Raw genomic sequence first — 14,313 nt, 5'->3', positions numbered from 1 at the left:
TGAAGTGAGTGAGTTCTTCATTTCCTTGTGAGTTAATGCTTAAGACTGATTGAGTTTTAAAGCCACTTCAGCCAGTCGTTTACCCTGTACTTCGCACAAAACTTTTTCATCTGGGCTTAAACCCTGATCATGCCGTGGGCCACTGACATGACTGGCACCGTACGGCGTACCGCCAGTCTTGGTATTGGACAAGGCAGCTGTAGCATTACTGAGCCCCATAATCATCATACCGTGGTGGAATAATGGTGGCAGCATAGTCAACAAGGTACTTTCCTGTCCGCCATGCATGGAACCCGATGCGGTAAAGACACAGGCCGGCTTACCGTGCAGCGCACCATTCAGCCATAGACTGGTGGTCTGATCCCAAAAGTATTTCATTTCTGAGGCCATATTGCCAAAACGGGTCGGTGAACCTAAGGCCAAGCCAGAACACTGGGCCAAATCCTCTAAACTGCAATAAATATCTCCTTCTGCCGGAATACTCGGCTCGGCTACGGTTACAACGCTAGAAATATTCGGGACAGTCCGAATTTTTACCGCCATTCCTGCCGATTCAACGCCATTGGCTATCAGATGTGCCATTTCTTTCGTTGAGCCATATTTGCTGTAATATAAAACAAGAACATAAGGTTGCATGAGGCTTCTTATTCATTACTTAAAAAAATAAAACTATACGATATTCTGTAACTTTTTTGGTTAAGCTAATGGATGAAAATTCATGATGATTAAAAAAATTGAGATTGGATGCACATGATTGTTGAGTATTTAAAAAAGTTACCCTTTTATGAGAAACACTGGTTTCAGTTTATTTTATTCGTACTCCGACGCTTTGAAGCAGACCGTTGTCGTGAGCAAGCCGGTTCTCTGACCTATACTACGCTTTTCGCAGTCGTGCCGATGTTGACGGTTTTCTTGGTCATTATTTCATCGATTAAAGCCTTAGAACCTGCACGACAACAATTGCAACAGCTAATCTACAGTAACTTTCTACCCAAAACCACGATTGCCTTTGATAAAGCGCTGAATGCCTTTACCGATAAATCCAGTAATTTAACCGTGATTGGTATCCTGTTTTTATTCATTACGACCGTATTGATGCTCACCAGTATCGAAACAGCCTTTAACCGAATTTGGCGAGTGACTCAGACCCGAGGTGGAATTATCGGGTTTATGCGCTACTGGACTATCATTTCGCTGGGACCAATTTTACTGGGTAGTGCCTTCGTCATTTCATCAACCGTGGCTTCCATGAGTGTCCTCAGCAATAACTTTGCCGGGTATGAACTTAATGGTGCTTTTGTCCTCTGGGCCATTTCCTTTTCTCTGACCGTACTCGGGTTTTTCATTCTCAACTGGACCATCCCCAATCGCAGTGTGCCACTCAAGTCTGCATTTATTGCCGGCCTGTTTAGTGCAGTGGTGTTTGAGCTGCTTAAAAACCTGTTCGGTTTTGTGATGTCAAACTTTACCAGTTATGAGATTGTCTATGGTGCATTCGCCGCTGTGCCGATCTTTCTACTGTGGATTTATTTATCCTGGAATATTGTCTTACTCGGAGTTGAGATCAGTTATGCCCTGACGGCCTTTGAATCTGGCCAGGATCATAAACGTCACCCAATCATCATGCTGCTGGATCTATTAGAGCTGTTTTATAAAAAGCAAAAAACTGGTGAGAGCATTAGTGAAGCAGAAGCATTAGATGCTTTGGGTCGTGATGAAATTGGTCGCTGGCCAAACTATGTGAGCATGTTTGAAAAACAAAATCTGATCAAACGTACCGATGACAATGAATATGTCTTGGTACGTGATCTGGATCAGGTGAGTTTTTGGGACTTTTATCTGCAACTTCCTTATCCATTGCCACGTAAGCATCACTTCACCGAGGCACATACCGAGGAAATCTGGATGCAGAAATTCTCGCCTAAACTACAGGAAACCGATCAATATCTGGAAGAAAAGCTGAGTTTTCCACTTTCTGAATTGTTCCGGAATAAATAATCCTAAATCCTCTCGCTTGAGAGGATTTTTTTAAGTTGTTTGCGTAGACTTCCAGCAGACGATCGCACCTGCGGTCACCAAAGCAGTACCAATCCAAAAACTCAGCTCGGGCCGAATATCCAGAATCAGCATCGACATAACTGAAGACAGAATTGGCATAAAATAGGTGGCCAAAATCAGTACCTTGATATTGCCATACTGCATGCTCTGATTCCAGTTACTATAAGCAATCCCGATCAGACTGCCTACTATGGCGATTTCCAGCCAGAGCTTCAATGAAGGCATCCTGAAAGGCTCATCCAAGCCCAGATGTAAGCCCCATAACGCAATGACGGCGACCACAAAAAAAATCGGTACGCCGTTTTGTCCACGACCATATTTTCTGGTCAGAATGCAATAACATGGCCATAACAAGGCACCGATAAAAGCAAAGCCATAAGCCCAAGGATTTTCAGCTAAAACCTGCATAAGTTTCGATAGATTGGTAATTTCAGGATTGACCACCAACATCAGACCGACTACAGCAAGCAAAAATCCTGGAATGACCCAAAGACGCGCCTGCAATTGCCGAGCAAATATCGAAAAGACAATCATCAAAGGTGGCCAGAGATAATTAATCATCGCAATCAGCATCACCTGTTCACGGTGATCCGACCAGGCAACTGCAACAAGAAATAGAATTTCATAAGCAACGAACAAAGCCCCACAACCCAATAGATAGCGCTTGGACATTTGCCTGATTTTAGGAAATCCAATCAATGCCAGAATCGCCAGACTACTAAAAGTGTAAATCAGGGCAATCCCCTGCACCGGACTGGTAGATTCGGTAATCAATTTGACCACAGCCACCAGACTGGCCCAGATCAGAATGGAAGACAGGCCAATCCAGGTGGCCAGTTTCATCGACCAGACGTTCATGTTTGCTCTTGAGGATTATTCGTTGTATTCGGTTTTTTCAGCCATCCCTGCAAGCCCACCAGAATCACGCCCAGCATGACCATACAGGTTCCAATAATAAAATTCAGTTCGATCTGTTCATCCAGAATCAACACCCCAAACAGCATGCCAAATACAGGCGTTAAAAAAGAAAATACGCCCAAACGTGAAGCCAGATAATGTTTCAGCATCCAGAACCAGATCAAATAACTGGCAAAGGAAATCAGCACGGTATGAAAGATCAGACTGGAAATAGACAGGGTCGTCCATTGAATGGTCGCTTGCCCACTAAAAAAAGCCAAAGGTAGCAATAATATGCCGCTCATCAATAATTGATAGAATAAGGTCTGGGTGGCAGGTGCTTCAGCCAGTCGGCTCAGACGTACACTGACAGTGGTTGCTGCCCAGAATATACCTCCGAGTAAGGCCAGAAAATCTCCCCACAAAGCATCGGTTTGTAAAGTAGAGCTTGTCTGTGGTCTGAGTAAAAAACTGACCACAATCCCGCTAAATGCCACGAAGATACCGCCCCATTGCACACGCGACAAACGCTCTGCCGGCAATTTCCAGTGCAGACCCAATGCGACAAAAATCGGCGCAGTATAAAGCAAAACAATGGTATGCGAAGCTGAGGTATAGCGTAGTGCTTCCCCAATCAGATAAAATTCGGTTGCGAACAGTATTCCGACCAGCAATCCTGCAGGCAAATAGCGGGTGCTCAAAAGCTGACGGCGCACGCTCTGCTGAATCAGGGGATACACCATGATCGCAGACAAGGCTGAACGCAAGGCAATTTGCATCAAGGCTGAAATATCACTGGCCGCCTATTTCAGCACGACCTGTTGTAGCCCCCACAACATACATAATACAAACATGATGGCAGATGCTTTGGCATCTAGCGCCTGACGTTGCTTCACCCCTACTCCTGTGACCGCTTTAAAGTGCCCACTATAATCTTCTCTGCGGTAAAACAATACTTTTCTATTATTTTGCCAGCGCTGTAAATATTTTAAAACTCGATAAAAAAGGACTGCACTCGCAGTCCTTTCAGTCAAAAAATAACGTTCAGCTTATTTAACCCAAGTCGTCCAGACATAATCCTGAGACTGGCCTTTCAGGGTCATTTTCAACTGATCGCCTGCATGCAATGCCGCCACACCTGCGGGTGTACCCGTCATCACCACATCACCTTCTTCTAAAGTGAATACCTGGCTGATATCTGCCAGTAAAGTCGCGATATCAAAAATCAATAAAGCGGTATCGCCTTTTTGACGCAGTTCTTCATTCACCTCCAAAGTGTAATGCACATCTTGCCAGTCCGCGACCACATCATTCACAGGAATCCAGTCTGACAACAGACACGAACCATCAAAGGCTTTGGCACGTTCCCAAGGCTGGCCTTTTTTCTTGAGTTCATCCTGCAAGTCACGCAGGGTCAAGTCCAGACCTAAAGTCACCGCACCCACCGCTTGCAGTGCTTTTACAGGATCATTTTCTTTGCTTAAAGTCCGGTCAATACGCAAACTGAGTTCACATTCATAGTGGCAGTTGCCCCACTCCGGATTCCATTCAATCCCTGCATCGAGCGAGCCTAAGGCACTCGGTGGCTTAATAAATAAGACCGGACGATCAGGGATCGCATTTCCGAGTTCTTTGGCATGATCGGCATAACTGCGACCAACGCAGACAATTTTGGATGGGCGTGTACTCATGATCAAAACTTTCCTTTATTTGTCTTTATATCGATCTCTGGATTATTTTTTAAATGCATTCTCAAAAATGTTTTGCTCAGTCGCATCTTTAAAGGCACGTTTTGGCACAATGATGACGGTACGGTTTTTCAGTTCCAGCATATAGGTCAGTTTGCCGGCAGCAAAATTCTGCACTTCACTATACGCTACCAGCTTGCTACGCTCATTATTAAAAATCTCCGCATAGTCCTGATACAGATCGAGGCCTTGCTCACTCTTACCAAACTGATATTTGACGAACTGGCGTTTAAACATCATCGGTAGAAACCAGTAACGCATGATGCCTTGCAGGATCAGGAAGAATGCCCCCAAAGCCACGTAATAGCGTCCTACCCCGTCAAAGCCCATCGAAAAGCCCCAAAGGATAATCCCGATACTGACCAGAGGCGTCAGAAAACGTGAAATCTGCTTTTTGCCAAAAGTCGCCAAGGCAAAACCATCCTGAGATTCTTCTAAAGTCAGAAAATAACGGGTCGATAAAGTCGGTGCTGACTCAGTCATAGCATCACATCAAAAAAATAAAATCTTGCCCAATACTATAGCAAAATATGCACAATGCTTATGGCCTGACGCATCAATTACATAACTTTGCTTTGGAAAAACGTGTATTTAGTTTTAAATAAACAGCAATTAAAACAAAAAATATGCAACAGGATGTTGAATGAAAGGATTCAAGCAATGTATTGCAATCGGTATCTGTTCGGGTCTGTCTACTCTATCACTGGCCAAGATCATTCCCTGGGATGCAGAATTACCCAGTAGCCTGAGTGCTTATCCGGGCAATGCCCAACAATTGGCAGAATTAACAGGCGAAAGGATTCTGATTTATGCGCATCCGGTGACTAAAACCCAGCTTCCTACCTTAAACAGTAAGGCCACCAGCAAGGCACAATTTTATAGTGCCGCCGTGGTTTTGCCTGTGGCTGAAACACAGGTCGAGAAATTGCTACAGCATTATCCGGATTATGTTGGCCTGTTTCCGACTTTAAAGTCGGCCAAAATTCTAGAACAGCAAGGCTCGATTCAGCAGGTCAAATATCAGGTGCATATCCCCACACCAATTCCGATATTGAACTTCAAAGAAACCGTGGTGATGCAGCATCATCTGGGCAATAACAGCATCAGCACTTTAATTATTGATGCACCCATTCCTTATGGCGCGGGAAAACTGGAATGGTTCGCGCTTGATCCGCACAGAACTCTGGTGACAGTGACCCAGTGGGGCGACCTGAACCAGCCCAAAGGTTTTCTATTCAGTAAGATTCTCAATGCCCTGCCTGAAGCCAAACTTGGCATTCCTCCCAGTACCAACGCATTTCTACTCGAAGCACTGCAACAGCGCTTTAAAACCAGTCATGCCACAACACTCACCGCCCCGACTCCACAACTGAAATTTAATTCACAACAGCTACAGAAGATTGCCCAGCTTAGTCAAAAATCCGGCCAACCGGTCAGTTTTATTTTGCCCAGCTATCAGATTAAAGAAGGAAAAGCGTCAGAAAATTTGAGATTTAGCAGCACCTATCAATACTTTCCGCATTCGGTAGACAAGCTACGACCGTGGTTGGCTGCACAAGCCAGTCAACAGCTTTTCCCACGCCAGATCAAGAAAGTCGAACTTAACCCGATCAATACCCAAAGTGTAGATGCCAACTATAAAGTTTCAGTGGGCTTAGGCGTGATTCAGATTCCATTCAACTTCAAGATGCGTTTTTACCAGCCCGATCCCTTGCAGAATCAGTTCAATGCCAATGGTGGCGACTTAAAGTTTGTCAAAGGCGGCATGAAGCTATTGCCGCAATCACAAGGTAATCTGTTCCAAATCACCAGCAGCATGAAGATTCATGATCAGGCACCGTTTTTATTAAGGGCCATGCGCAGTCTGCCCTATCACGATGTATTACCTGCGGTGGGTGGCAATACCGTCTATGCACTCAAGGTACAGCAAAAATTAAGATAATCAACGAATCGGTAGTTATTGGTTTTTTATATGAAAAAGCGTTAAATATCACAGACGTAAAAAAACCGCATCAATGTGCGGTTTTTTCAGAATTCTTATCAAGATTGGTGCGCTCAGAGAGATTCGAACTCCCGACCCCTTAGTTCGTAGCCAAGTGCTCTATCCAGCTGAGCTATGAGCGCGACGTCTTGATGGGGTGCATTATACGGCTTTTTTAAGGCTTGTTAAGTGTTTTTTAATAAAAGCACAACTGAATGTATAGTAATTAAACGATACAGCAGTATTTACAGTTTTCTGTGAGAATTTCTGCACATTTAGAGCTAAAAACAATTAATACCATCCGGACTTTGACGCTGTATTCAATGTGGCGACAAGCTCCATTTCATCCTGATGAAAAGTACACAGCAAATACCAAGAAAGATGTTCCCAAATTTCAGGCACAAAAAAACCGCTATGAAAGCGGTTGATTGTTCAAGTTGGTGCGCTCAGAGAGATTCGAACTCCCGACCCCTTAGTTCGTAGCCAAGTGCTCTATCCAGCTGAGCTATGAGCGCGTAACTTGTGTGCCTAGGTTGGCAATACGTTTTTTTGCTTAACTTACTTGGTGCGCTCAGAGAGATTCGAACTCCCGACCCCTTAGTTCGTAGCCAAGTGCTCTATCCAGCTGAGCTATGAGCGCGCGACATAAGTAAGCGTGGCGGTGAGAGAGGGATTCGAACCCTCGATACAGTTACCCGTATGCGTCCTTAGCAGGGACGTGGTTTCAGCCACTCACCCATCTCACCGTAACGTGCGGCCATAATACAAATTTCGGCATGGCACTGCAAGCGCAGCATCGAAAAAAAGTGCATATTTTTGCTCGTTTAAATACTTTTTAAGCAATTCAGCGATTTTTCGTACATTTTCCTGCTCAAAAAACCGAATAAATTTCCAGTTATCTAAAATGAACAGAAAATTGAAAACTTAAATGGATTATTGCAATCATTTACGTGCAGTCTGCGCACACATGTTTTATGCTAAACCTATCTCCTAAGATAAATTTAAAGACATGATGAAAAACTGGGTCGATCCTGAAGCAAAAGCTGAAGCCGAACGTTATGACAACCCTATCCCAAGCCGTACGCTAATTTTAGAAACCATAGAAAAAAATAATGCCCAGTCTCATGCCGACCTGGTAGAACATTTCGAAATCGCAGATCAAAAAAGTATTGATGCTCTCAGCCATCGTTTAATTGCGATGGTGCGTGACGGGCAATTGATGAAAGATGGTTATAAATTCCAGATTGCCGTCGAGCAGCCTGAATCCGAAGCGACGGTTTATATCAATTCCCGCGGGATGGGAACTGCCAACATTTCTGGCCAGGACGATCTCTTACTGGCTGAGCGTGAACTACGGCTGGTCTTTAATGGCGACCGTGTCAAAGTACGTCAAACTTCAGTAGACCGTAAAGGTAAAGCCTGGGGTTATGTGACTGAAGTTGTGCAGCACCGCGTTAAGCAGATCATTGGTAAAGTTTCCCTATATGAAGGTGAATACTTTGTTCAACCTGCCAGCCCAAATGCGCATCAGCCCATTACTCTTGAAAAAGAACTGATTGAACATGCGCAAGTCAATCTGGGTGATTCGATTCGCGTGGCGATTGATACTTATCCGACCCGTGAAGAATTTGCGACCGGTCATATTGTCCAGTCCATGGCAGATAAAGCCGATACCGAAATCATCATTCCACAAACCATTTTAGAATATGGTTTACCGTATGAATTCCCGGAAGAAGTGATTCAGGATGCAGAAAGCTTTAAAGAACCAACAGAAAAAGACCGTGAAGGTCGTGTGGATCTGCGTGATTTAGCTTTGGTCACCATTGATGGTGAAGATGCACGTGACTTTGATGATGCAGTATATGCTGAAAAACGTCCGGGCGGTGGCTATCGCGTGGTCGTAGCGATTGCCGATGTCAGTCATTATGTACGTACAGGCAAACCACTGGACGATGAAGCTCAGGAACGCGGAACTTCTGTCTACTTCCCGCACTTTGTTTTACCAATGCTGCCTGAAGCATTGTCGAATGGCTTGTGTTCTTTAAATCCGGCTGTTGATCGTCTCTGTATGGTCTGTGATTTAAAACTGTCACGTGCCGGTCGTGTTACCGGTTTTGAGTTCTATCCATCCGTGATGCACTCTAAAGCACGTTTGACTTATGATCAGGTCGCCCAATATCTGGAAGGCGACAGTCAGGCCATTACCGAAGATCGCGAAGTTCGCAAGTCGATCAACACCCTGTTCCAACTCTATCAGGTTCTGAAAGGTTTACGTGCTGAACGTCATGCCATGGAATTTGAAACCGTTGAAACGTATATGACTTTTGATGAGCTGGGCGGAATTAAAGAGATTTTGCCGCGTAGTCGTAATGATGCGCATAAGCTGATTGAAGAATGTATGTTGCTGGCCAACGTGGCAGCCGCAGAATATGCATTGAAAAATGAAATTCCGATGTTGTACCGCGTACATGAGCCACCTGAATTCTCGCGTATTCAAAAAGTCCGTGATTTCGTCAAGCTGCTTGGTTTGAAATTCCCGGAGCAACCGACCCAAGCAGATTATCAGGCGGTGATTGAAGCGACCAAAGACCGCATAGATGCACCAAGCATTCATGCGGTGTTATTACGCTCCATGATGCAGGCTTATTACGGCCCTAACAATGCGGGGCACTACGGTCTGGCTTATGAGGCGTACACACATTTCACTTCGCCAATTCGACGTTATCCAGACCTGTTATTGCATCGTGCCATTAAAGCGCATTTAAATAAAAAGCCATCTCCGCTTTCAGGTGGAGCTTTAGATGAAGCAGGAACACATTTCTCTGCCACTGAACGCCGTGCCGATGAAGCCTCTCGCTCGGTGACGACCTGGTTGAAATGTCATTATATGCAGCAGCATCTGGGCGAAGAATTTGTTGGCATCATTAGTGCCACAGCAGAGTTTGGCCTGTTTGTGACGCTAAAAGACCTGTATGTAGATGGTATGGTGCATGTCAGCCAGTTGGGCGATGACTTCTTTGTCTTTGATCAAGTCAGTCAGAATCTGGTCGGCCAGAATCGTGGTCAGGTCTTTGGTCTGGGCGATGAAGTCAAGATCAAGGTGGCTGGTGTCAATCTGGAAGAGCGCAAGATCGACTTTGAACTGGTACAGCAGCTCAGTCATGCCGGCCGTGCGATCCGTGCCCGTACGCCGCGCGTGAGCGAGAAAAAACCGGCAGTACGTCCAGCAGCAACAGAAGAGGTTTTTAGCAAGAATGAGCGCGAGTCTAAATCCAGCCTGAATGCCGATGGAGAACAGCCCATACGACGCAAAAAAGCCAAAGGAAAACCCAGCTCTTACAACAGCAAGTCTGCTAAAAAATCTGCAGCAAAGCCTGAAGCAAAGGCTAAAGATAAAGTAAAGAAAAAGACCAAAGTGAAAAAGAAAAAGTCGAATGCAAAAGCCAAGACTGAATAATTTTTGACGGTATAAAAAGAGCGCTAAGGCGCTCTTTTTTATTTATAATCAAAATATTAAAATAGGAAAAATTATAAGAATGGATACCATAACTATTTTTACTTTGATCATTTCTTTAATGGCTTTGCTTGTGACTTATGCCGTATTTAAATCTGATCAGCAACCACAAATTATAGTTTTTGCTCTTCCGCATTACGGTAAGCAATCTTTCATTCAACTACATATAAAGAATATAGGAAAATCCATTGCCTATAATGTACAAATATCGAGTGATCAACCCATTCCTAAACGGGCCTTCGGAATTAAAAAATTAAATGCTTCAAAAGATTATTTTGATAGCGGTATTTTCAAACATGGAGTCAAAGTATTTCCACCCAATCAGAGCTATATATACGATTGGGGACAATATGGCGGCCTCAGAGAGGCTTTAGATAATAATCCTATCACCATGAAAGTCACGTATTGGTATCAGCACCCTTTAAACTTATGAAAAACTCAAATCACTGATATTTCCATCATCGATATAAATGAACTAGAAGCCTTACCCTGATCTGATGGTGGATTTATTGAACAGCTTCAAAATATTAATAAAGAATTGAAAATATTAAATACAAAGCTAGAGAAAAAACTTTAACTCCCTTGATTTCCCCCACCAAAGGCCCTACATCTAGACTGAATATAGAAAATTAATTTGGCAGACCGACATGACTTTAGAAAAGGCAACTTTGCCTGTTCCACAATTTGATCAGATTACCCTGGCCGATCTCAAAGAAAAAATTGAAACAACCATTCAAGCCGGACAAAAGTTTTTAAATGAACTGACTGACACGCCAGACTCGGTTCAGGCCCAACTTGAGATTCTGGAACAGGTCGATACCCTCGAAAATAATATGAGTGAATCCTGGGGCGTGTTATCGCATCTGAATGCCGTGATGAACAATGCCGAAACCCGTGACGTCTATCAAGCCTTATTACCGGGTCTGAGCGAATACTATACACAACTAGGTCAACATACGGCGCTGTATCAAACTTATCAGCATGTTCATGATGCATCAATTTTTAATGAATTACCTGCAGCCCAGCAAAGTGCCATCAAACTGGCCTTACGTGACTTCAAACTGTCTGGTGTGGCCTTAGAAGGCGAAGCGAAGAAACGTTATGCGGAAATTTCTGCACGTCTCTCACAACTGTCTTCGGACTTCTCCAACCACGTGCTGGATGCAACTCAGGCTTATTTCAGACCATTAGCTGAAGATGAGTTAGCGGGTCTCTCTGAAAGTAATATTGAGCTGTTAAAACAATATGGCCAGCAACGCGAGCTGGATCAGCCGGTGGCTACGCTAGATTTCCCGTCTTATCTGGCAATCATGACCCATGCGGAACATCGTGAACTGCGTGAAGAGCTGTATAAAGCCTATACCACGCGCGCTTCAGATCAGTCCGAACAGACTGAATTTGACAATACCGCCTTAATTGAAGAAATCCTCAGCTTACGTCAGGAAATGGCCAAGCTGCTCGGCTTCAACAATTATGCAGAATTGTCCCTGGCCAGCAAAATGGCGCCAAGTGTAGAAGCAGTAGACGAATTCTTGCGTGATCTGGCAGAGCATGCCCGTGCGCCGGCAACCAAGGAAATTGCAGAACTAAAAGCCATTGCCGCTGAAGATGGTATTGATGAACTGAAACCTTGGGACAGCGGCTATTATTCAGAGAAGCTGAAAATGCAGCAGTTTAACCTGTCACAGGAGGCGCTGAAACCTTATTTCCCTGCACCAAAAATCCTGCAAGGCCTGTTCAGTATTGTCAATCGCCTGTATGACATTCAGGTGATTGAACGTGAAGCGCCGGTTTGGCATCCAGAGGCGCGTTATTTCGAACTGGAAGATCAAGGTCAGGTGATTGGCGGTTTCTATTTTGACCTGTATGCGCGCCAAGGCAAACGTGGTGGTGCCTGGATGAGCGGTTTCCGTTCGCGCATGCAGACACGTGATGGCCTGCAAAAACCGATCTGCTATATGGTGGGTAACTTTACTCCACCTGTTGGCAACCGACCTGCACTGCTCACGCATGATGAAGTGATTACCCTGTTCCATGAATTTGGTCACGGCCTGCATCATATGCTGACTGAAGTCGACAATATCGCGGTGGCAGGTACGCATGGCGTGGCTTGGGATGCCGTGGAGCTGCCAAGCCAGTTTATGGAATTCTGGGCCTGGGATCAGGACAGTCTGAATCTGCTCAGTGAACATATTGAAACCAAGGAATCTTTGCCGGCCGACCTGCTCAAAGCCCTGCTCGATGCACGTTTCTTCCAATCCGGCATGCAAACCCTACGTCAGCTTGAATTTGCCTTGTTTGACTTGAGTATTCACCGTGCCAATCCGGCTTCAAATGCGGAACAGGTTCAGGCCACACTGAATGAAATTCGTGAAAAATATGCAGTTCTGCCCACCACCGACTATAACCGTTTTCAGCACAGCTTTAGTCATATCTTTGCCGGTGGTTATGCAGCGGGATATTATTCCTATAAATGGGCCGAAGTTTTGGCCAGTGATGCCTTCGACCGTTTCGAAAATGAAGGGATTTTTAATACCACCACTGGAAAACAGTTTCGGGAAAATATCCTCGCAGTTGGCGGAAAAGATCAAGCACTTGACGCATTTATCAATTTCCGCGGACGCGAGCCCAAAATAGATGCATTGCTACGTCATCAAGGTTGGACGAACCGCTCTAAAAACGCTTAAACTAGCTTTTTAAGTTGATCACAAGGTGAGTATGATGACCATTAAACGTCGTTTCATTGCAGGCGCAAAATGTCCAAAATGTCAGGCGTTAGATCGCGTCGTCATGCTGACCTCTGGTGAAGATGAGTGGATTGAATGTATCGAGTGTGGTTATGAAGAAAATCGTCCCACACATGTTGACCAACCAGAAACACCAGCTGTTCCAGATGAAATTGGCGTGATTCAGTTTAAACCTCGTTCAGCAAAATAAAAAATCAAGGTTCAAGCTATGTCAGTAGAACAAAGAAATAACCCCAAACTTTTAATGGGGATTATGGGGGCTTTAGTTACTGTCGTTGTATTGGTGCTGCTCTATCAATGGTTGAATGCACCTTCGAAGGAGACACAACGCATGCAACAGGAGGAAATCGCAGCTGTTCCGGCAACCACATCTACAGCGACAACTGAAGAAGATACAGATGCAAGCAATGCGGCTGAGGCACTCGAGACCAAAGCATTAATCAGCGGCAGCCTGTTAAAAGCGCCAGTGCCGGAAAATTCTACTTTGGCCAACGAAGAGATGGCCAAATTAGCCGATATTCAAGTTCAGCTCAATGAGCAAAAAGCCACGCTAGATGCGCAGCACAGCGATGCTGACCAGCTCATTCAATTGAAAGAGGAACAGATCAAGCTACTCGAAGCACAATTGGCTCAAGGCCAATAATCTTGATGCATTTCGGCTAGAAGATCTGTAGATCTTCTAGCCAAATTGTCTCCATGTCTACCACAGCCACCTCACTACTATTCAAAGCCATTATTTTACTGACCTGCTCTGCTTTTTTATTTTCAGTGATGGGCGTATGTATCTGTTATGCCTCACAAACGGTTGATCATGCTACTGTGGTTTTCTTCCGTAATGTAGTCGGGCTGTTTATTTTCCTGCCTTTCATTTTCAACCAAGGTCGCGGATTTTTTAAAACTGAAAAACTGTGGATGCACACCTGGCGTGCGGTGGTCGGTCTGATTACCATATATGGCTTTTGTTGCAGTTCGAGCGCTGACCAAAACAGAATCTCCAGAAAAAATCGTATTTTATTTCTGTTTGATTGGCAGCCTGATTTCAGTGATTCCGATGTTTTGGGTGGGGTAGCCCTATACCCTGACAGAACTCAGCTATCTGATTACTGTCGGCATTCTGGCCAATTTCAGTCAGTTATTGATGTCAAATGCTTACAAACTGGCGTCGGCAGGACAAATTGGGCCGGTGAATTATGTGGTGATTTTCTTTGCCGGTATATGGGGTTTTCTGTTCTGGCAGGAGGTTCCTGATCTATATAGCCTGATCGGATTAGGATTGATTTTCTGCGCGATTCTGCTGTGTAGCCCAATCCTGCAAAAGCGCCTGAATTCATCTAAAATCTGAGCCAAGAATTCAGATTAAATTAAAAA

11 protein-coding genes, 4 tRNA genes and 2 pseudogenes are annotated in these 14,313 nt (G+C 44.6%); 8 read left to right on the top strand and 9 right to left on the bottom strand.

Annotated features, from left to right (window positions below; translation table 11 throughout):
• Positions 1–39: 39 nt before the first annotated feature.
• A complete protein-coding gene (gene wrbA, locus KT990_RS10840) occupies positions 40–636 on the bottom strand; it encodes an NAD(P)H:quinone oxidoreductase (protein ID WP_218208777.1) in 597 nt (198 codons plus the stop codon).
• A 114-nt stretch (positions 637–750) separates the two neighbouring features.
• Here wrbA and KT990_RS10835 point away from each other — a divergent pair, with 114 nt between their 5' ends.
• On the top strand, positions 751–1,998 hold the full coding sequence (locus tag KT990_RS10835; protein ID WP_005094095.1) for a YihY family inner membrane protein: 1,248 nt from the start codon (positions 751–753) through the stop codon (positions 1,996–1,998).
• A 30-nt stretch (positions 1,999–2,028) separates the two neighbouring features.
• Here the strand turns inward: KT990_RS10835 and yddG are convergent, their stop codons facing one another.
• The 4 genes and pseudogenes from yddG to KT990_RS10815 all read right to left on the bottom strand — a co-directional run bounded on the left by yddG (position 2,029) and on the right by KT990_RS10815 (position 5,186).
• Positions 2,029–2,916: an aromatic amino acid DMT transporter YddG gene (yddG, locus tag KT990_RS10830; RefSeq protein WP_005094096.1), complete on the bottom strand. Its 888-nt coding sequence runs from the start codon at positions 2,914–2,916 to the stop codon at positions 2,029–2,031.
• Positions 2,913–3,851: pseudogene (locus KT990_RS10825) on the bottom strand (DMT family transporter). Before KT990_RS10825 ends, yddG begins: the two are co-directional and overlap by 4 nt.
• A gap of 153 nt (positions 3,852–4,004) precedes the next feature.
• A complete protein-coding gene (locus KT990_RS10820; protein WP_100357810.1) occupies positions 4,005–4,646 on the bottom strand; it encodes a fumarylacetoacetate hydrolase family protein in 642 nt (213 codons plus the stop codon).
• A 42-nt stretch (positions 4,647–4,688) separates the two neighbouring features.
• On the bottom strand, positions 4,689–5,186 hold the full coding sequence (locus tag KT990_RS10815) for a YcxB family protein (RefSeq protein WP_005168696.1): 498 nt from the start codon (positions 5,184–5,186) through the stop codon (positions 4,689–4,691).
• Between the two features lie 160 nt (positions 5,187–5,346).
• Between KT990_RS10815 and KT990_RS10810 the strand changes: the two genes are divergently transcribed.
• Positions 5,347–6,645 (top strand): hypothetical protein, encoded by a 1,299-nt coding sequence (locus KT990_RS10810; RefSeq protein WP_100329346.1) that lies wholly within the window; start codon positions 5,347–5,349, stop codon positions 6,643–6,645.
• Between the two features lie 105 nt (positions 6,646–6,750).
• Here KT990_RS10810 and KT990_RS10805 read toward each other — a convergent pair.
• The 4 genes from KT990_RS10805 to KT990_RS10790 form a co-directional block, all read right to left on the bottom strand.
• Positions 6,751–6,827 (bottom strand) — tRNA-Arg (locus tag KT990_RS10805).
• A 295-nt stretch (positions 6,828–7,122) separates the two neighbouring features.
• Positions 7,123–7,199, bottom strand: a tRNA-Arg gene (locus tag KT990_RS10800).
• Between the two features lie 48 nt (positions 7,200–7,247).
• Positions 7,248–7,324 (bottom strand) — tRNA-Arg (locus KT990_RS10795).
• 16 nt (positions 7,325–7,340) lie between these two features.
• Positions 7,341–7,430: transfer RNA gene (locus tag KT990_RS10790), tRNA-Ser, on the bottom strand.
• 263 nt (positions 7,431–7,693) lie between these two features.
• Between KT990_RS10790 and rnr the strand changes: the two genes are divergently transcribed.
• The 6 genes and pseudogenes from rnr to KT990_RS10760 all read left to right on the top strand — a co-directional run bounded on the left by rnr (position 7,694) and on the right by KT990_RS10760 (position 14,287).
• Positions 7,694–10,141 carry a ribonuclease R gene (gene rnr, locus KT990_RS10785; RefSeq protein WP_218208776.1) on the top strand — a complete coding sequence of 816 codons (2,448 nt, stop codon included), beginning with the start codon at positions 7,694–7,696 and terminating at the stop codon, positions 10,139–10,141.
• A 79-nt stretch (positions 10,142–10,220) separates the two neighbouring features.
• Positions 10,221–10,631, top strand: a complete 411-nt coding sequence (locus KT990_RS10780) for a hypothetical protein (RefSeq protein WP_005168702.1) — start codon at positions 10,221–10,223, stop codon at positions 10,629–10,631.
• Between the two features lie 199 nt (positions 10,632–10,830).
• On the top strand, positions 10,831–12,885 hold the full coding sequence (locus tag KT990_RS10775) for a M3 family metallopeptidase (protein ID WP_218209383.1): 2,055 nt from the start codon (positions 10,831–10,833) through the stop codon (positions 12,883–12,885).
• A 40-nt stretch (positions 12,886–12,925) separates the two neighbouring features.
• Positions 12,926–13,135, top strand: a complete 210-nt coding sequence (locus KT990_RS10770) for a YheV family putative zinc ribbon protein (protein ID WP_171063315.1) — start codon at positions 12,926–12,928, stop codon at positions 13,133–13,135.
• 18 nt (positions 13,136–13,153) lie between these two features.
• The gene (locus KT990_RS10765) at positions 13,154–13,588 is read left to right on the top strand and encodes a hypothetical protein (protein ID WP_100535175.1); all 435 of its coding nucleotides are present in this window, start codon (positions 13,154–13,156) and stop codon (positions 13,586–13,588) included.
• Positions 13,589–13,641: 53 nt separating this feature from the next.
• Positions 13,642–14,287: pseudogene (locus KT990_RS10760) on the top strand (DMT family transporter).
• Positions 14,288–14,313: the final 26 nt, after the last annotated feature.

Source organism: Acinetobacter sp. F9 (assembly GCF_019195275.1).
GTDB lineage: Bacteria > Pseudomonadota > Gammaproteobacteria > Pseudomonadales > Moraxellaceae > Acinetobacter > Acinetobacter pseudolwoffii.
Note: the sequence above shows the minus strand (reverse complement) of the source record. Positions and strands in the feature narration are given on the sequence as shown.